Source organism: Rivularia sp. UHCC 0363 (assembly GCF_034931125.1).
Lineage (GTDB): Bacteria > Cyanobacteriota > Cyanobacteriia > Cyanobacteriales > Nostocaceae > Rivularia.
This window is the reverse complement of the sequence record NZ_JAYGHM010000003.1, coordinates 58,961-78,701: the sequence shown is the minus strand read 5'-3', so window position 1 is coordinate 78,701 and position 19,741 is coordinate 58,961. Positions and strand designations below refer to the sequence as shown.

Sequence of the window (19,741 nt, the reverse complement as noted above, 5' to 3'; positions counted from 1 at the left end):
CTGATGGCTAAATACAAATCTTATCAGACTTTTTCGCTGCTACCAATGTCAATTATGGATCGCTATCTTACTAGCGAAATGATACCGCCATTTTTATTTGGTGTTGCGGCTTTTTCTTCGCTGGGAGTATCGATTGGTGCGGTTTTTGAATTAGTACGTAAAGTTGTAGAATCTGGGCTACCTGTAGGAATAGCCGCTAAAATATTTATCCTAAATTTCCCAGAATTCATAGTACTAGCTTTCCCGATGTCTACGCTATTAGCTACTTTGATGACTTACAGTCGTCTTTCTAGTCAAAGCGAATTAACAGCGTTGCGTAGCTGTGGTGTTAGCGTTTATCGTATGGTTACGACTGCTGTATGTTTAAGTTTTCTGGTGACGGGATTAACATTTATATTTAACGAACAGATTGCTCCCGCAGCAAAGTATCAAGCAACTATGACAATGCGAACAGCTTTAAAAACTGAACAACCTGCTTTTAAAAGAGAAAATATAATTTATCCAGAATATAAAAAAGTAAAACTTAAAGATGGTAGTAAAGAAAGAGTTTTGTCTCGGCTATTTTATGCGGATAAATTTGATGGTAAAAAAATGAAAGGTCTAACAATTATAGACCGTTCTCAGGAAGATTTTAGTCAGATTCTTCAAGCCGAATCGGGAGAATGGAACGTTAAGGATAACGTTTGGGACTTTTATAACGGTACTATTTATTTAATATCTCCAGACAGTTCTTACCGCAATATTGTCCGCTTTCAACGTCAACAGCTAAAATTGCCCCGCACTGCATTAGATGTAGCACAAGAAAGCCGCGATTACGGCGAAATGAATATTGTTCAGGCATTACAACAATTAGAATTAGAAAAGTTGGGTGGTGACGAGCAAAAAATTCGCAAACTTGAAGTCCGAATTCAGCAAAAATTTGCCTTACCATTTGTTTGTGTAGTTTTTGGTTTAGTTGGTGCCACAATGGGAAGCGTACCGGGAAGAACTGGCTCTGCAAAAAGTTTTGGTATTAGCGTCATCATTATTTTTGGTTACTATTTATTTAGTTTTATTACTGGTGGTTTAGGACAAGCGGGTGTTTTTTCCCCCTTCCTTGGTGCTTGGTTGCCCAACTTTTTAGGATTGGCGATCGGTTTATTTTTATTGGGACGGGTTGCAGGACGTTAAAGTTCGATTCTTCCTTATCGCTATTTTTAGTTTTAATTAATACTTCTTACCTTCTGCCCTCTTCCTCCTTTTTCGTATACATTGGAGTATTCGCCTACGATAAAGAAGCAATGCCAAATTTTGTATATATTTATAAATAAGGTTTGCTTTCCATAAAAATAAGTGCAGGTCAAAAAAAAGACTTTGGACTCAGTTTTATTGCAATCTATTTTGTGTTTTGATTTTTAATATTAAATATGTAGTTTGATAAAATAACGCCCGTAAATTCTTTATAAGGTTAATACAGCAATGAGTTCTTATTTAGCAGCTGCTATCCAAATGACCAGCGTACCAGATTTACACAAAAATTTGGCACAGGCAGAGGAATTGATCGATGTAGCGGTGCGTAGAGGTGCCCAGTTGGTAGGTTTACCGGAAAATTTTTCTTTTATGGGGGAAGAGAAAGATAAGCTGGCACAAGCCGAAGCGATCGCCGAGGAAACTCAAATTTTTCTGAAGACAATGGCACAGCGCTATCAAGTTAATTTGATTGGTGGGGGTTTCCCGGTTCCTTCAGATGAAACTGACAAGGTTTACAATACTGCTTCGCTGATAGATACCAACGGTGAGGAATTATTGTGCTATCGCAAGGTACATTTATTTGATGTAAATGTCCCCGATGGTAACACTTATCGAGAATCCAGTACAGTAATGGCAGGTTCGGAACTACCGAGCGTATACTTCTCGAGAACACTCGGACATATCGGACTTTCAGTTTGCTATGACGTGCGTTTCCCCGAAGTTTACCGACATTTATCAAAAGAAGGTGCCGATGTGATGTTTGTTCCCGCTGCTTTTACTGCTTTTACCGGGAAAGACCATTGGCAGATATTACTACAAGCCCGTGCCATTGAAAACACCTGCTATATCATCGCTCCAGCGCAGACAGGGGTGCATTACGACCGTCGTCAAACCCACGGACACGCGATGATTATTGACCCTTGGGGAATGATTTTAGCCGATGCTGGTGAACAACCCGGAGTTGCGATCGCGGAAATTAATCCCGCTAGAATCGAGCAAGTCCGTCGTCAAATGCCGAGTTTACAACATCGAGTATTTTAAAGGCGATCGGGAAAAGAGAAATATCCCAAATCAAAAAAAATAGCAGTTTTAAATCATTTTTCATTATTAAGAAACCCGGTGTTTAAAATACCGGGTTTTTGTAGTCAGGGAGTAGGGAATGGGGAGTAGGGAGTAATAAGAAGCCAAATTGCCCTCACTCTGGAAGAGTGGGGCTACATAAACAAAGCCCACCTTCGTGGGCTACAATTCGGTGCGTCTTTATAACCATTTTTTAATCTCTTCCTAATTACCAATTACCCATTCCCCATTCCCTAGAATATACCAATAATTTGTATCAACAAAACTAGATTTAAAGTCAAGTTTATATATTCTTAACTTGAGAATTTTACTATATTAACGCCACAGCTTTTGATCGGGGTGATTGCGAGAACAAGTCCGAATTCTTCTCTCGAAAAAGAAGTATGAGGTTAATACCTAAATATTCTATCTCCGGCTACAAATCTTACAAAATTGTTGCTAAGCTGTTGCTGGCAATGATTTATGTATTTAGTTTTATACAGTTATTTCCGACTAACAAAAATGTCGCTCAAGCTGCTAATAACAGCAATGTTTGTATTCAAAATGACGGTTTGTCAAAGCAAATTTCTAACTTGCTAAAAACCACCGTTAATTTATCCAACCTGGTCAGCAATTCGGATCGGGGTGTGAAGGTTGCGATGCAGACATTTGCTTCACCTTTATCAAATTATCTTAAGGGTAGTAGCTTCGATCAAGCTGCATTAGACGTGTTTTCGAGTATACCATCACCTTTACAGGCAGTGGTTCCTATAGGTAACGCGATCGCATCTTTACAACCAAGATTTAATTTCAGCAGTCCGATTCAGCAGTTTGACACGAAAGTCAATGACGTTCCTTTAAGATTAGTTTCCGGTGGTAAACCTGTAACTATTCACGCTGATAGTCGCTATCAGTTGGAAGAAGTTGTGGCTAAAAGTGGAATCAATCCTGTAGCTGCGGTTGACGGGGGTTTCTTTTCCCTGAAATTCCTCAACTCTAATGTGATGATTGGACCAGTTTATAGTTACTCAACAAATAAATTTATCCCTGGAAATAAAGGCGAAAATAAAAAGTTAGCGGGTCGTCCGTTGGTTTTAATCGGTCCTTATGCTGTAAGATACATTCCCTTTGAACCGGACAAACACAATACTTTACAGGGTATAAAAGCAGAAATGCCTTTGGTTACTGATGCATTTGTGGGTGCAGCTTGGCTGGTTGAAAACGGTGAACCAAAACCCGCAGATTACTTTAATTTTCTCCAAGGAGCCGAAGCTGTTCGGGAACGAGCTTTTTGGGGGATGAATAAATCGGGAGTTCCTGTAATCGGTGTTTCTGCAAAAAAAATTGATTCGGGAAATCTTGCCAAAGTTCTCACAGAAGTGGGATTTCAAGAAGCTGTAATGCTTGATTCGGGTGCGAGTACGTCCTTAGTTTATAAAGGACAATCTTTAGTAGGCTACATTCCTCGTCCCGTACCTCATGCAGTTGCTCTACTTGGTAGCGATTCTGATTGTAATTAAGTTATTAGGGAGTAGGAGTAATTATTTTTGATTTTTGTCAGACAGGTCGCGAGCGGTCTGTCTTTTTTTATCGTCATTTTTCTTCACATACAGTCGATTTCATTTGAGTGAGGTACAGGACATATCGTTATAAGGGAGTAGGGGAATGTACCTCATCTATTTGCAAACTGCTGTAATTATTTTCCATAATGTTCCAACGACCACGTTTATACCTGGTTCAAAAATCTGTAATTGATATTGATGCTGTTTTGGGAGCCAAATCCAAATAAGTTTTAAGCTGGCTTCCATTTCAACATTAAAATTGGCTTAGATGGCGATCGCCTTTATTATGGTTTTTGTTTACCGTCATTGGATAAATTATTTCTAGGTAGTTTATAGGGGGAACAATGCGAAAAAGTGAGGTACTAAAATTAAGATCGAAAATAGGCTATTTCAACGTGCGATTGCAACTAAAATACCTAATTTTGTTGAGAATTTACATATGTAATTGAAGATTAAATCCCGATTTCAATTTTTATCAATGGCTTGTAGTAAATCGTATTGTGTCTGTAAATTGAGCCAAAATTGAGCGCTGTTACCGAAATAACGCGATAAACGCAAAGCTGTATCGGCTGTAATGCTACGTTTAACAGATAGAATTTTACTGATTCTTGTTTGATTTACACCTATATGTTTACTCAAACGGTAGCGAAAGTGCAGCAATCTTTTTAGATTTTGTTAAGTTGGATTTTTTTCAACCCAATCTACTCACTACATATAATTATAGATATCTGGGACTTCAATAGATTTAGAAGTATTACCAGCTCGAATATAAAATTCCAGTTTCTCTTTACCTTTCATGAAAGCTCGTTTGGCTGATTTTTTAACGTCAACAGCGCAAATATCTTTACCTTCGATATTTTCAAATCTAATTTTAACTAATTGAGTAAAGCTTGCACCAATGCGATCGCAGATGAGATTAACGATTGTTTGTTCAAATTGGTCAATATTGTTCTTGGAAAGTAATGAGAGGTCTTTTTCTAAACCAAATATATTACCATTATCTTCTACACCAATAATAAGAGTTCCTCCATCGGAATTAAGAAATGCTGCAATTGTTTTAAGAACACTTAATCTCAGACTTTCATTTTTATGATTTTTATTAACATCCCACTGCAAGGTACTTTTATATTCGAGGATTGGGCTTTCTGATAACTTGATTAATTCTTCTATGGAGCGAAAATCACCTATTTTACGAAAAGTAGTCAGAAAACGTCGTAGTTTCCGTTCTTCAATTTGTTTTTCTAAAACCTCTTTATTTTCATCAGCATCAATTACAGTTCTATTAATGACGGCAATATACTGTCCCCAATAGTTTTTTTCTAAAACCTCTAGATTTTCATCAATCCACTGCTCATTTTGGACATTTCCCCAACGATTAAAATATGCAATTGCTTCTTGGATGGATTGGTGTAAGACCTCAAATACATTTCCCCGCATATTTTTAGAGATATAATCCCAAGCCCCCATTTTTAAAGCATTTCTACAATCTGGAACAGTATCGTTAGCTGTTAATATAATTACCACTGAAGAAAGATTTCGCATCTTCACCTGTTCAACAATAACGAAACCGCTATCATCTTGTTCCATTCGCATATCAGAAATTAAAACATCAAATGATTGATTGAGTTTTTGAGTTGCTTCAGCCGCACTTGAAGCTGTTTCAATATTTTGATAGCCAAAGTCCTGCAACCACTCCTTTAATTCCTCCATAAAGCGAGGATTATCTTCTACTAAAAGCAAATGGATATTTTCAGTTTGCATCTATTTAATGTGCCTCGTATTAGTTCAGATTAAAAGATAGTTCATGTTTATAGGCTAATTCGTGTATAATTGTTTATTTCATGATTGCTTGTAGTTTTATAACCTTTTTTATATGGGATGAATATTTCAAACTTAACTCCATTATTTCCACTTTCACGGATGTAAGCATTCATTTTAGCCAAAGTCTTGCGAATAATAAAAAGTCCCAACCCACTTCCTTTTCCTTCAGGAGAAGTTGTTTTTAAAGGTTGAAATATCCAATCTTTTTTATCGTCCGGTACACCTTTACCATTATCTGAAAACTCTATAGAAAGATATTTTTGCTCTCCAGGAATGTTATAACCCCGAATTCCTGAAGGATTTACTACATCCTTGCAAGTAATGTGAATCTCTAAATCTGATTTATTAGTATTATGCTTAAGAGAATTTTCTATCAATTCCTGAAGTGCGCTCTTAATTTTTTCTTCGTCACCTTCAAATTCTTGGTTGCTATTACAAATCTCTAAATAAATGCTTGCACGATCAATTTCCGGATTTGCTTCCCATCTTTCAAACAATTTCTTAACTAGAAAACGATGAGGTTTAATTGTAATTCCCTCATTTATTGCTTTCAGGTCATTTAGTGCTGCTTGGGTAAGTTCTAATTGAGCAAGTAACTTATTGAACTGGTGATACTGAGGAGTGTCAGGATGAAGTTTCCGCATTGCTCGTTGAGTTTTAGACTTAATTGTTGCTAATTCGTTATTAACAAAATCGGAAATATCGTGAGCAGTCTTAGAAATAATTGCTAGTATTTCTCCATAGTCATCACATGGGATTTCGGCAATTTTTGACTTTTGCTCTGCTTTGCGATGATCTATCTGCTCCGATACATCCTCAATATTTTTGATAATACTGCCCAATAGGTAGTCTTCACTCTGAGAAAAATGTAAAATGCGTGAAGCAATGCTTTTGAGGATAACAACCTCATTGGCAATTTTGTGATACATTGCTCGGTTCAGCATTTCGGTGTCGCTTAAACCGCTTTGAGAATCAATGGTGCTAACCATACCAAAATAGTCTTCTTGGCTAAAATTTAAGGTTAACATTTCCAGCGCTTCTGCGTAACGCGGTGATTCCTTAGTTATTTGCTGTAGCATTTGCACGGCAGTATCATTGTAAGGCTTTGTCGCAAAGATACTTCTAGCACTGTAAAGTAATGTTCGTTCTTTATCATCAGAATTAGCGATTGCTTTCTCAAAACATCGATAACCTTGATATAGCTTTCTTGAGTTCTAATATTATCAGGCTGTATTTGCATCGAATGCTCTAAAATAAACAATCGTTTCTCAATATCACCTATTATCCGCAGAGCTTTACTATATGAACTCAATACTTTTACGTCATTTGGAGCAATTATAATCGCTTTCTTAAAAATGACTATTGCTTTGTCTAAATAATTCGCATCTACCAATACCGCACCATAGTTTCTTAAGACATCTACATTATCTGGACTAATATCAAGAGCCTTATCAAATATGTCAAATGCTTCTTTTAATTTACCTAACTTTGCTGTAACTTTAGCATACTGCCTTAAAACCTCCACATTATTGGGAGCAATTTCTAAGGCTTCTTGAAGAATTTTTCGGGCTTGCTCGTATTGATCCAACTTTTCCTAAGTTTCAGCCTGACTAATTAAATTACTAACGCGATCGCCGAAGGCTTCTGTATTACTCGACATATACGCAACAACGAGGTAATAATAGTTACCCAGTAATGCTACCAATTGTTTCTATGAATAGCGGTAGCAAGTTTATTTACATTTTGTCCTCCAGCACCTTGAGAACGAATTGCACTAACTTCAATTTCGTGATCGGGGATAATTACATTATTATAAATTTGCAATCCTGAGTGATTTCGATCATCTGCCAAAATTTGTGTTAAAAAATGAGATGATTCAACTGCATTTATCTCGGTTGAATTATTACAAGACATAAAAATATTGGTTCGACTGCATGAATATTATTGCGGCTTTGTGTTTGGGTATTGGTTTGAGCGCTGCTTGTGGGTTTCGAGTGTTTATTCCACCTTTAGCGCTGAGTATTGCTGCTCATGGAGGAATGCTCCAGCTATCTTCTGATTGGCAATGGTTGACGACTCAAAACGCAATTATTACTCTGAGTATTGCAGCAACAGTTGAAGTACTTGCTTACTTTATTCCTTGGGTGAGTAATTTTCTTGATTCTATCGAAATAGGTCTTGCTCCGATAGTAGGAATGTTTATTACTGCATCAACTTTATCAATAGCTGGAGATTTTGATCCAACTTTTTTATGGATTTTGACGGTGATTGCTGGGGGAGCTACTGCCGAAACCGTGGAATTAGGAACATCTATCTCTAGGTTAGGTGCATCTGTTACAACGGCTGGTATGGGAGGACCGATTGTTGGGTTTGTCGAAGCGATTTCTTCTATAGTTATCTCGATTTTAGCGATCGCTTTACCTACCTTAACGATGTTGCTGGTTATTTTTCTGATAATTTATGGTACTCGTCGTATTTTTAAGTTTATTGCAAAGCGGAAGCGAAGACGGAAGATGAAAAATAGTCTGGATTAGAAATTCAAACGCTAAGGAGTTATGTTTATAATTCCTAGAGAAAGCCAACATCATCATGGCAAGTAAAACGAATAATTCTCTAAAATCAAAACGTTGATGTTGAATTAAAGGTATATCTCAATTCTTCAACAATAAGTTTATTTTTACACCTTTAACCCAACCTACTAACTATTTTCTCCCTACTGTCTACTACCTTAAAACGACTATTTTAATAGCATCCCTTTTTACTGAAGAACCGAAGCTATCAACCCATAAGAATGACCGTATCAATTACATGGATTACACCATTATCAGCTTCGATATCTGCTGCTAAAACTGTGGCATTTTTCACTTCAAATTTATCAGTACAATTAATATTAATAGTAGAACCTTCTACAGAATTTACAGTTTTCAATTTTGCTAAATCAGCCTGCATTAATTTGCCCATTACAACATGATATGTGAGAATTCTTGCTAACCCAAAAGGATTTTGCACCAGTGTTTGAATAGTCCCGGTCGGTAATTTGGCAAAAGCTTCATCATTAGGTGCAAAAACTGTAAAAGGTCCACTACTTTTTAAGGTTTCTACTAAATTAGCAGCTTGTACGGCTTGAACTAGGGTTTTAAAAGAATCAGCACTAACAGCAATATCAACTATATCTGCCATGTTTTCACCATTACTTTTAGTATATATTGTACAACTAAGATATCCGTATTGCAATCGCACGTAGGGTTTTAGTCATCGCATCCAAAAGTTAACTCTTTAACCTAATCTACTCATCACTAACTGATTTCCGATTCGATTTAATCTGACTCCGCTTTTTCTTGGAATCAACACGTCTTTTTTGCGAACTTTTACTTGGTTTAGTAGGTTTACGTTTTTTCTTAATTACAACTGCACTTTTAATCAGTTGTTTTAACCGAGCGATCGCATCTTCTTTATTTTTTAACTGGCTTCTATATTCTTGCGCTTTAATTATGATAATTCCATCTTGGGTAATTCGGTTATCATTTAACTTTAAAAGCTGCTCTTTATAATAATCCGGTAGCGATGAAGCATTAATATCGAAACGTAAATGAATCGCTGTTGCAACCTTATTGACATTTTGACCACCCGCTCCTTGAGAACGAATTGCACTCACTTCAATTTCGCGATCGCAAATAATTATGTTTCGAGAAATTTGCAGCATAAATACTTAAATAATTACAATAAATCTTTTATTTATACATTATCTCGTTCCCGGTCGGAAACTAGGAACCAGTCACAACTCCCGGCTTCAAGGAAGGTAAGAAGGTGACAATTCCCGGAAAAACAATAATTAATCCCAAGACAAATAGCTGAATTAAAATAAACGGAATTACTCCCCGGTAAATATCAGCAGTAGTTACTTCTTTTGGTGCAACACCACGTAGATAAAATAAAGCAAAACCAAACGGAGGTGTTAAAAATGAGGTTTGTAAATTCGCTCCCAAAAGCACCCCGTACCAAATCAAATCAATTCCCAACTGCTTTGCGATCGGGACAAATAACGGTACAACTATAAAGGCAATCTCGAAGAAGTCGATAAAGAAGCCTAACAGCAACACTACTGTCATACTTACTATTAAAAATCCCACTTGACCACCGGGGATACTACTTAAAATATCCATCATCAATTGGTCTCCGTTAAGTCCGATAAATACCAAGCTAAAAGCAGTTGAGCCAAATAAGATAAATATCACCATGCTGCTAATTCGCATAGTCGCGTTACAAACTTGACTTAATGCAGACAAAGTAAGTTGACGATTTGCAGCAGCTAGAATTATTGTTGCGATACAGCCTACCGCTCCCGCTTCCGTGGGTGTAGCAAATCCGAAAAATATGCTTCCTAATACCAACAATATCAATATCAACGGCGGTAACATGACCTGAAATATTTTTGCTGTTAAAGCCTTTACACCAATATTTCTCACTTCGATGGGTAATGCTGGAGCAATTTCCGGTTTCAAAAAGGCGACAATCAACACGTATAAAGCAAAAGAACCGGCCATCATCAAACCGGGAATTATCGAACCGATGAATAAATCTCCTACCGATACTCCCAACTGGTCGCCAAGTACCACCAACACCACTGAAGGAGGAATTATTTGTCCCAACGTTCCCGATGCAGCAATAACTCCGGTGGCTAACTTTTTATCGTAACCGTAGCGCAACATTATTGGTAAAGATATCAAACCCATTGCGACTACCGTTGCTGCAACAACTCCCGTCGTAGCTGCTAATAAAGCTCCAACGATCACCACCGCTAAAGCCAAACCACCCCGCAAACGTCCGAATAAAATCCCCATCGTTTCCAAAAGACGTTCGGCGATACCCGTTTTTTCCAGCATCGACCCCATAAAGATAAAGTAGGGAATAGCTAACAGTGTGGAGTTCGCCATGATTTTAAAAATCCGCAACGGCATTAAGCCGAATAATTGCAGGTCAAAAGCCCCCAATGCGGTTCCTAATAAAGCGAATAAAATTGAAACTCCACCCAAGGAAAACGCTACCGGATACCCCAAGGATAATAAAACCAAAGCACCGACAAACATTAATAGTCCCAGCCAATCAATCATTACGGTGTTCCTCAGAAAGCTGTGTATAACCTTTGAAAATAGCTAAGTTTTTGATAATTTGAGAAACTCCCTGCAATATCAGCAATGCAAAAGAGATGATTATTACTGTTTTAATCGGATATCGCGGTAAACCCCCTGGGTCTGAAGAAGTTTCCCAAATTGACCAGGAATTAACAACGGCTTCCCAAGAATAGAATATGACTAAAATACAAAATGGAATTAGGAAAAATATCGTACACAATATTTCTATCAGTGCTTGACGACGGGGATTCCATTTACTGTAAAATACATCAACTCGGACGTGTTCGTTATGTTTGAGCGCGTAAGCTGCTGCAAAAAAGAATATTAAGCTAAAAATATACCATTGAGCTTCAATATAAGCATTGGAACTCAAACTACTGCCAGTTAAACGTCCTACGTATCTACCGATCACGTTCCATCCACCAATAATTACCAGAACTAATACTAGCCAAGTGGTTATTTGACCAATGATTTCGTTAATGGCATCAATGATTCTTGATACTTTTAATAATTTCTCCAAGACCTGCTACCTTTCTCAACCTGCGTAAAAGTAGTTTACATCTCTAAGGGGGAAGATTTATGTTAACTAGTTCGCAATTAACTGTACAAATTGATTATGGTATACATTCACGATTAGAGGTCATTTCAGGCTTTGATGGTTTATGAGTAGGGGTTTAGCACTGCTAAACCCCTACGATAGATATGGCTTTCCCCACATCCATATTTTGCATTTTCTGTCAATGCGTAAGTCCTATAAAAGATAAATTTCTGCTCCGCATTCATCAACCAATTTCAGCTTCAAACGATCGCATATCGTAGCAACCAGATATTCTCGAATCAAAAAGATAGTTTGGGGGATAAAACGGAGGTTTATTTTACCAAGGAGAGATTGAGGATTCCAAAAAAGTAATAGTAAATCAATTTTTTACAATTTTTTTACTTACTAATTGGTTCGGCTTTCTCGACCGAATTATCCTTTACTCCCAAAGTCAGTTCCAAGGGTGTGCGCTCTGGATATGCTTTTACTACTTGTCTGTAGACATCGTAATTTGTAGGTAACGTCCTTTGTTGCGTACCATCCGAGTAAATTAAGTTGATGTTGCTTTTCTAATTGATTTAATATTCTGACAAAATAATCTTGCTGTCTGACTCCCCAACCAATTTCTGGATGAAGACAACCATTTTGTTGATTTTGAGCAACTCCGATAAAACCTGCTACTAATTCCAATTGAAATTCTTCTTGAAAAGTACTTAAGGAAAATAAAGCTTGAGAAATTCCATTAGGGAACATTCGTGGTGAAATTCCATTAGCAATTGTCAATTCTTCTCGTGGTTTCTCTAAAATCGGATTTTTATATGTGGAAGAGTTGGTAATGTCATCCTTGATATAAGGAAACAAATCCGCTAACCACCCAGTAATCACCTCTCCCCCATACATTGATTTGGGTTTACAGATGTGCTGCCAAAATTCTAAACTTGGCTTACCAGCAACCGTTTCAATAATGCGATAGGCAAAGCCGACACAATACGGTGTATCGCAAATTGGCAATAACCTTTTAGTCCACCATTGCAAATCATATTCACCAATAACTTCAATGCGATCGCGAATCTTCTTCCAATCATCAACGCTTCCTTGTATAGTTATCCAAGGGATACCGCAAATTGCATATAACCGATAATCAAAATACTGTTTCAAAGCATCCATCATCACAACTTGACTAGCAGTGTGGATAATTGGGGTAGTAGTACTAAAATCACATACCATCAAAGTAGCAAGATCGGATTTAACGTTTTCACCAATCTTCTTTGACCATAATTCTATAGTTTGCTGCCAATCTTGATCGTCGTTAAGTTGCTCAAGGACAACTTTTAATTTTATTTTACTCGAACGATCAACGAATTGATAACGTAACCGTTCTGCATTATTATTGATATGTTGAGCAAAACCCTGAGCAATGGTCATCCAGATAGCATCGGGAGTTAGCAACAAAGGACGATGCTCGCGAAAGGCCGAAAGGAACCGCATTTACAAGAGAATGTAAATTAAGTGTACTTTCAATCGTGTTTTTGTTAGATTGCTCGACAACTTGAAAATTTTCACCGTGACTAAAAGCAATTAAAGGCGAATTTAATCTTTCTTCTAACTGTTTTAAACAACTTTGTAATGGTAAAAGGTTTTTAAAAACCTCTACTTCATCAACTTTAAAACATATTTACTTTTTATTGTGATGCAATATTGAAGCGATTTTACTCATTGAAACATCCTTAATACAAAGCAATTCATTATAACTCCTACACTCTTTTCTTACCTTTGCGCTCTTTGCGTCTAGTAAGGTTATTTTTGATCGATAATCATCGCGAAAAAAATAATTGTAGGGTGTGCGATCGCGACAGCGTAATCAAAAATTCTACATTAGAACTACTTGAATAAATTTAAAATCAAATAACTAATTTATTAGTATATTAAAACCTTGGTGCTACAAATTAATAAAATTTCCTGAAAAAATCAATTAGCGCAGCAACATAGTTAAAGCTTGATAAACTACGGTAAAAAGATGCTTATAAATTACACAATTGTTCCCTGCTCTCTAAGTTACTTATTAGTAGCTATAACCGAAGAAGGAATCTGTAGCGTTAAGTTGGGAGATGCAAAGGCAGAATTAGAGCAGATTTTTTACAAAGAGTTTCATCAAGCGGAATTAATATTTGATAACGTTCATGAAGATTGGATAAAAGCGATTCTCAATTTCATCGACGGAAAACAACCGCATCTCGATTTACCTTTGGATGTAAGAGGAACAGCTTTTCAAAAACAAGTTTGGCAAGCATTACAAAAAATTCCCTACGGTAAAACTTCTACATATATAGATATAGCAAAGCAAATTAATAAACCGTCTTCAGTTCGTGCAGTTGGTAACGCTTGCGGTGCTAATCCTACAGCATTAATTGTACCTTGTCACCGCGTGATTAAAAATGATGGCAGTCTTGGTGGTTATCGTTGGGGAATCGATCGCAAACGGGAGTTGTTAAATCGGGAAAGGAACAGCGAACAGTAATAATGCGATCGCCAATATTTGATTGTCCAAATTACTAAATTGACGAGTATAAAATAAATGATTAGCATTGATAAGTATTTCTTGATGATTCTCAAAAAATATGAAAATTCCTAACTATGTAAAGAGCGGAAATATAAAGGAAGTCGCTCGGTTAATTAATCAAGGTGTTGATATTAATCTTATAGATAAAGATTCAGGTCAGACACCATTAATGATCGCGGTAAGTAATCCGGATGTAAGTATTGATATGGTATGCTTCCTCGTAGAAAATGGAGCCGATATTAATGCTGTAGAAAGTCAATTTCAAGATACAGTACTTGGTTTTGCTGTTAAAGCGGGAAATCTTGATAAAATCCAATTTCTATTGGATGCTGGAACAGATATTAATTATCGGACACCAAATGGTAATGATGTAGTTGTCTTTGATGGTAAAGGTAATTTTCAAATTTACGGTTATCCCAGCGATGTTTTCCCTCCTACCGACTTCCATTCAGCAACATTAGCAGAAAATTACATCTATATTATTGGAAGTTTAGGTTATCAGAGCGCAAGAATTCCCAATCAAACCCCAGTTTACCGATTGGATTGCGATACATTTCAAATAGAAAAGGTAAAAACCACCGGAGATAAACCCGGATGGATAAGCAGACACAAAGCAAAATATCAATCACCATCTCAAATTTATATTACTGGTGGTAAACTTTCTACACGAGAAGACTATATTGAAAACTCCACCGACTACATTCTAGATTTAAATACATTTGAATGGGGTCGAGTTAATCTTTAACTAAACTCTGCGTTTAAACCAATTTTATCCCCTCTTCTCCTCCAACCCTACCAATAATCACAGCTTCCTCATAACCCAATTCTTTCAGCTTCTTCAAACAATTATCAGCTTTATCAACAGAAACTGAAGCTAACAAACCACCCGAAGTTTGCGGATCGAATAATAAGGGATAATTACTATGAGATTCAAATTCTCGTGAATTCGTAATATAGCTAGAAGCTTTAAGATTCTCCGGATAAAGCGAACTAACAATTCCCTTTTCTACAGTTTCCCTCGCTCCATCCAAAATCGGAATATTATCAAGCTTCAAGGTAACTCCGATTAAAGATGCTTTGACCATTTCCGATAAATGCCCAATTAAACCAAAACCCGTAATATCAGTACAAGCAGTTGCACCATATTGTAAAAAGCATACAGATGCAGCTTGATTCGATCGCAACATTGATTTTACAGCATTATCGATCCAGCTTGCTTTAACTTGACGACGCATTTCACCAGCGAATAATGTCCCCGTACCCACAGCTTTAGTTAAAATTAAAACGTCATTAACTAACATTCCGCTTTTACGTAAAAGTTGATTTTCCTGACTCAAACCGTTACAAGATAAGCCAAATGCTAATTTATCCCCTTCAATAGTATGTCCCCCAATTAAAGATACTCGTGCTTGATTTAACTGTTTCACCGCACCAGATAATAATTGAAATAAAGTTTCCTCAACCGTGGAAGATGTACCGTAGGGAATAGTTGCTAAAGCCAAAGCACTAGTCGGAATTGCTCCCATTGCAAAAATATCGCTCAAACAATGATTAACGGCGATTTGTGCAAAAATATAGGGGTCATTAATTAAACTAGTAAAATAATCAATCGTTTGTACCATCACCTTTCCCGTGGGTACCTTGACCACAGCAGCATCATCTGGGTACCTTAAACCGATAACAATATCTTCTCGTTCCTCAATCGGTTGTGATTCTTGAATCCGCTGTAAAACCTTTTCTAAAACATGACCACCAACCTTAGAACCACATCCAGAACAACGAAGTAAGTTAGGAGTGAGGAGTGAGGAGTGAGGAGTTAATAATTTTCTCCCCATCTCCCTATCCCCCCATCCCCCCATCCCTGGTAAATCCCGAAACTGTTCCATAAACTTCCGGTCAATATAATCCTTCCAATCCCATAACAACTTGTGAGGTGGTAAAGTCAACCATCCACGAGTTGCGATCGCCATTCCATCCCCAGTACCGATTAAACTTAAATAATCTTTCTGCGGTCTATACTTCTTAAGAGTTTTTCCCAACAAGCTACGTCTCAAATTCTCAAATAACGGTTTCCCCTGACGTACCGCAAAAACCCCCGCTTTTGCACGAGGATGATTCTTCATCGTCGCAATATCTCCAGCAGCAAACACCAAGGGATGCGATAACGACTGTAATTTATCGTTAACTAAAATAAATCCCCGCTCATCCGTGGTAATTCCCGTTGCTTTCAACCATTTTGGTGCAGAAGCTTGAGTTACCCAAAATATATAATCGCATTCTACCTCTAACCCCGATTCACATCTAACATTAAATCTTTCTATATTTTCTTGATGTACAACTTGACAAACTGTCTCACCCAAATGCAGTTTAATATCACGCTGAATTAACATCCTCCGCAACCAATTCCCCACAGAAGCATGGTGATGAGATAATAAATGGCGATCGCGACCAAATAAATGAATTTCCTGCTTAGAATCATACTGCTGTAAATTCCCCCGCATTGACAGCGCTAACTCTACACCTCCAGCACCACCACCAACAATTCCGATTTTTAGAGGATTTTGGGGATTTTCCTCAATTTTTTCCACCAACTCATCCCAACTTTGCAGCAACTTCCCTACAGGTTTTGCTGGAATTGCATATTTTGTAGCACCCGGTACGGAAATTGTTGCAGGAGTCGAACCGATGTCAATCGATAATAAATCAAAATTAACATTAGGACGATTTGCGCAAATAACTTGATTGTTCTCCAAATCAATTCCAGTTACACAATCTATATATAGTTGTGCTTGAGCAAAATTTGCTAACTTCCGTAAATCAATATGACATTGCTCATGAGTATAAAATCCGGCAATGTGTCCGGGTAACATTCCGGAATAAGGAGTATCGCTATAATCTGTAATTAAAGTTATCCGAATTCCCGGTAAAGCTTCCATCCCAAGCATCTTTAGCGCGATCACATGAGAATGACCGCCACCAATTAATACAAGATTTTTTTGTAAAGGCTGTATATTTTGCTGCATATAATCAATTTTGGGTTTTAGATTTAAATAAAATATTTTCTCTCCATCTCCCCCGACCACCATCTGATTCAAAATTTTTTATATTATCGAATCAAACTGAATTAAAATACGATATATTAACAGAAAACATTTTGCTTATCTGATTATATAGTTAAGTATTTATTGTAACGAATTTACAGCTAATTGAGTATTAACTATGTATTCTAAAAAACCGGATAAAAAGCAAATCTTGTTAGGAAAACTTTGTGATTATATACTTACTTAATATCAATCATGAGAGTACCCGATAATAAAACGATAAAAAAGCGTTTAAAAGCTGCCATAGAACAACTAAGTGAACCTCATATAGAACAAAGATTAACTGCTATTGATAATTTGCAACAAATAGCTGACGAATATCCCGCACAATACGATCGCATTATTCAAATAGTTACTAAATTTATTCAAACAAATCGGTCGCTAAAGTTATTAAATGATGATGAGATAAATCCAATTGCCCAAATTAGCACCGATATTCAAATTGCGTTAAATTTTGTAACTAATCCGGATATAAATGAATACTTGCGTAGAGATAAGATTGACTTAAGTTACACCGACATTAGAGGTGCAAATCTTCGGGGAGCTAACTTAAAAAAAATTAATTTACAGCAATCAATTCTTTACCGAACGAACCTAGTAAACGCGAATCTAGAAGATGTTAATTTAAATGGTGCATTACTTTGTGCAGCAAATCTTTGTCACGCAAATTTTACTCGCGCTAACTTATGTGGTGCTATATTAAGTGCAGCAAATCTTTGTGGTACAAATCTTACTCATGCTGATTTGCGTAATGCTAATTTGTTTTTAGCTAATTTGCAGGGAGCGAACCTCGACGGTGCAAACTTTGATGGAGCTAACTTAAGAGAAGCTAAGTTTTGCGGTAACAAAGCTAATCAATATTTGTAAAGCGATAAAGACAGCGATGTTTCCACAATCATCGCACAGAGGTTATCTACGTAATATTACCGTGCCAGAGAATATCATCAGGGCATTATATTGAAGACAATCTACGAGCTGTCCAGCAGCTACAATGATTGCCACTTTCGATAGATATTGCATTTTTAGGACAAATGATATACTCTTTAATCCCACTCCTTTCGGTAAGAATTCTGTGTTGTGAGGAATACTGCTTTTATGTCTGCTAAAAAGACAGACTCTCTAACGAATTGGTTAATAGGAATAACAATCTTTTTTTCTGTTTCACCAATTCTCATTTTCACAGCGATTTCAAAAATAGAAGGATTGTCAAATGAAGAAAGAATCGAATACAAAAGTCAGGCTTTAATGACTTCTACCGGATTTTTTCTCGGATTGGCAATAATTATCAATGCTTATTATGGAGCTAAGCGCACCGTAATAATGGAAAAAAGTTTGCTAGCAGCTCATAAAGACAACCAAATAAATCAAAAAAATATAGAACTCAATCAACAGAAGCTACTAGCAGAGCGCTTGATGAGCGCGATCGCTCAACTTGGAAATTCTTGCGTTGCTACTCGTGTCGGAGCTATTTATGTTTTAGAAAGAGTTGCTCAAGACTCTTCTCAAGAGCATTGGACAATTATGGAAATTCTGACAGCTTTTGTCAGAGAAAATGGTATAACTCCGAAATTAACCAATTTTACAAAACTTAAGGCAAGCACCGAAGTTACAACAATTCCTACAGATATTCAAGCAGCACTCACCGCGATCGGTAGAAGAAATGCTAGTTTTGACCCAGAAAATAAAACACTTAATTTAAGAAATGCTCAAATCCGGGGAGCGGACTTGAGTAATGCGAATCTACAACGAGCCGATTTACGTAACTCGGACTTGTGTGGAGCTTGTTTGCAGGAAACCGACCTGTATCGTGCTAACCTCGATGGTGCTACAATCTCGCAATCGAACCTTTATCAAGTCAACTTGCAACAAGCAAGCTTAAAAGGTGCTAATTTAGCTGGTTCAATTATAAATAAAGGTTTGCTGTATGGTGCTAATCTTCGAGATGCTAACTTAGCTGGAGCTTCTTTACGTGCAGCTAACTTAGTGGGAGCTAACCTTTATAAAGCTAATTTGATGGGAGCTAACCTCAAAGCTGCTAACTTAGCGGGAGCAAAGTTATTTTTAGCTAACCTACAGTCGGCAAAACTTGATAAAGCCAAAATGTACGAAACTGGGTTAATTGGAGCCAATTTGCAGCAAGCAAACTTAAGTGGAGCTGACTTACGACAAGCAAATCTTAATTCAGCCAAACTTCAACAAGCAGAAGTTTATTTTGCGAATTTTTCTAAAGCTTCCTTGAGAGAAGCCAACCTAAGTGGAGCAAATCTCATGGGAACCGATTTTGAAAAGGCAATTCTTTACGAAACCAACTTTAGTGGTGCTAATTTAACTGCTGCAAATCTCAATTGTACCGATTGCTACGATGTTAACCTGGAAGGAACAATCCTTAAGGGAACCAAGTTCAAACCGCAGCTACACAAAATGGCTGTAGGTGAATATTGATCGTTAGCTAATTTATTATCATTCATCTACCAAACGTTCAAACATTAATTTTTTTTACATTACCAGGGTGCTTGCCACCTTTTGTGCTTACCAGTTAAATTTTTAAATTACTATTAAATTTTCTTGATTTTGGCTTTCTGTTCATTGGGGAATAGGGAATAGGGAGTAGGGAATAGGGAATAGGGAATAGGGAATAGGGAATAGGGAGTAGGGAATAGGGAATAGGGAGTAGGGAATAGGGAATAGGGAATAGGGAGTAGGGAATAGGGAATAGGGAATAGGGAATAGGGAATAGG

16 protein-coding genes and 3 pseudogenes are annotated in these 19,741 nt (G+C 37.1%); 8 read left to right on the top strand and 11 right to left on the bottom strand.

What is annotated here, in order from left to right; genetic code table 11:
• Positions 1–54: 54 nt before the first annotated feature.
• From VB797_RS02625 to VB797_RS02615, 3 genes are all read left to right on the top strand, one after another.
• Positions 55–1,170, top strand: coding sequence for an LptF/LptG family permease (locus tag VB797_RS02625; protein WP_323236190.1), 1,116 nt, complete (start codon positions 55–57; stop codon positions 1,168–1,170).
• Between the two features lie 288 nt (positions 1,171–1,458).
• Positions 1,459–2,271 carry a carbon-nitrogen hydrolase family protein gene (locus VB797_RS02620; RefSeq protein WP_323236064.1) on the top strand — a complete coding sequence of 271 codons (813 nt, stop codon included), beginning with the start codon at positions 1,459–1,461 and terminating at the stop codon, positions 2,269–2,271.
• A gap of 422 nt (positions 2,272–2,693) precedes the next feature.
• Positions 2,694–3,809: a phosphodiester glycosidase family protein gene (locus tag VB797_RS02615; RefSeq protein ID WP_323236063.1), complete on the top strand. Its 1,116-nt coding sequence runs from the start codon at positions 2,694–2,696 to the stop codon at positions 3,807–3,809.
• A gap of 507 nt (positions 3,810–4,316) precedes the next feature.
• Here the strand turns inward: VB797_RS02615 and VB797_RS02610 are convergent.
• The 5 genes and pseudogenes from VB797_RS02610 to VB797_RS02590 form a co-directional block, all read right to left on the bottom strand.
• Positions 4,317–4,496: pseudogene (locus VB797_RS02610) on the bottom strand (HigA family addiction module antitoxin); the annotation flags it as partial.
• A gap of 63 nt (positions 4,497–4,559) precedes the next feature.
• Positions 4,560–5,612 carry an RNA-binding domain-containing protein gene (locus tag VB797_RS02605; RefSeq protein ID WP_323236061.1) on the bottom strand — a complete coding sequence of 351 codons (1,053 nt, stop codon included), beginning with the start codon at positions 5,610–5,612 and terminating at the stop codon, positions 4,560–4,562.
• A gap of 47 nt (positions 5,613–5,659) precedes the next feature.
• Positions 5,660–6,751: a sensor histidine kinase gene (locus VB797_RS02600; protein WP_323236060.1), complete on the bottom strand. Its 1,092-nt coding sequence runs from the start codon at positions 6,749–6,751 to the stop codon at positions 5,660–5,662.
• Positions 6,736–7,260 carry a tetratricopeptide repeat protein gene (locus VB797_RS02595; RefSeq protein ID WP_323236059.1) on the bottom strand — a complete coding sequence of 175 codons (525 nt, stop codon included), beginning with the start codon at positions 7,258–7,260 and terminating at the stop codon, positions 6,736–6,738. Before VB797_RS02595 ends, VB797_RS02600 begins: the two co-directional genes overlap by 16 nt.
• Before the next feature lie 125 nt (positions 7,261–7,385).
• Positions 7,386–7,496 (bottom strand): annotated as a pseudogene (locus VB797_RS02590) (peptide chain release factor-like protein); the annotation flags it as partial.
• Between the two features lie 110 nt (positions 7,497–7,606).
• On the opposite strand from VB797_RS02590, the gene VB797_RS02585 reads away from it, so the two are divergent.
• The gene (locus VB797_RS02585; protein ID WP_323236058.1) at positions 7,607–8,206 is read left to right on the top strand and encodes a DUF4126 domain-containing protein; all 600 of its coding nucleotides are present in this window, start codon (positions 7,607–7,609) and stop codon (positions 8,204–8,206) included.
• 244 nt (positions 8,207–8,450) lie between these two features.
• Here VB797_RS02585 and VB797_RS02580 read toward each other — a convergent pair whose 3' ends face one another.
• The 5 genes and pseudogenes from VB797_RS02580 to VB797_RS02560 all read right to left on the bottom strand — a co-directional run.
• Positions 8,451–8,852: a fasciclin domain-containing protein gene (locus tag VB797_RS02580; protein WP_323236057.1), complete on the bottom strand. Its 402-nt coding sequence runs from the start codon at positions 8,850–8,852 to the stop codon at positions 8,451–8,453.
• 106 nt (positions 8,853–8,958) lie between these two features.
• Entirely contained in the window at positions 8,959–9,375 is a 417-nt protein-coding gene (gene arfB / locus VB797_RS02575) for an alternative ribosome rescue aminoacyl-tRNA hydrolase ArfB (protein ID WP_323236056.1), read from the bottom strand.
• 61 nt (positions 9,376–9,436) lie between these two features.
• Entirely contained in the window at positions 9,437–10,783 is a 1,347-nt protein-coding gene (locus VB797_RS02570; protein WP_323236055.1) for a TRAP transporter large permease subunit, read from the bottom strand.
• The gene (locus VB797_RS02565) at positions 10,776–11,324 is read right to left on the bottom strand and encodes a TRAP transporter small permease subunit (protein ID WP_323236054.1); all 549 of its coding nucleotides are present in this window, start codon (positions 11,322–11,324) and stop codon (positions 10,776–10,778) included. The genes VB797_RS02570 and VB797_RS02565 overlap by 8 nt, the downstream gene beginning before the upstream one ends.
• Positions 11,325–12,014: 690 nt before the next feature.
• A pseudogene (locus VB797_RS02560) lies at positions 12,015–12,767 on the bottom strand (DUF4419 domain-containing protein); the annotation flags it as partial.
• Between the two features lie 592 nt (positions 12,768–13,359).
• On the opposite strand from VB797_RS02560, the gene VB797_RS02555 reads away from it, so the two are divergent.
• Both VB797_RS02555 and VB797_RS02550 read left to right on the top strand, forming a co-directional pair.
• Positions 13,360–13,860 (top strand): methylated-DNA--[protein]-cysteine S-methyltransferase, encoded by a 501-nt coding sequence (locus VB797_RS02555; protein WP_323236053.1) that lies wholly within the window; start codon positions 13,360–13,362, stop codon positions 13,858–13,860.
• A gap of 100 nt (positions 13,861–13,960) precedes the next feature.
• Positions 13,961–14,647 (top strand): ankyrin repeat domain-containing protein, encoded by a 687-nt coding sequence (locus VB797_RS02550; protein ID WP_323236052.1) that lies wholly within the window; start codon positions 13,961–13,963, stop codon positions 14,645–14,647.
• Between the two features lie 13 nt (positions 14,648–14,660).
• On the opposite strand, the gene selD is transcribed toward VB797_RS02550, so the two are convergent.
• Positions 14,661–16,925, bottom strand: coding sequence for a selenide, water dikinase SelD (gene selD / locus VB797_RS02545; protein ID WP_323236051.1), 2,265 nt, complete (start codon positions 16,923–16,925; stop codon positions 14,661–14,663).
• Positions 16,926–17,198: 273 nt separating this feature from the next.
• On the opposite strand from selD, the gene VB797_RS02540 reads away from it, so the two are divergent.
• Positions 17,199–17,870 carry a pentapeptide repeat-containing protein gene (locus VB797_RS02540; protein WP_323236050.1) on the top strand — a complete coding sequence of 224 codons (672 nt, stop codon included), beginning with the start codon at positions 17,199–17,201 and terminating at the stop codon, positions 17,868–17,870.
• 228 nt (positions 17,871–18,098) lie between these two features.
• A complete protein-coding gene (locus VB797_RS02535) occupies positions 18,099–19,445 on the top strand; it encodes a pentapeptide repeat-containing protein (protein WP_323236049.1) in 1,347 nt (448 codons plus the stop codon).
• Positions 19,446–19,741: the final 296 nt, after the last annotated feature.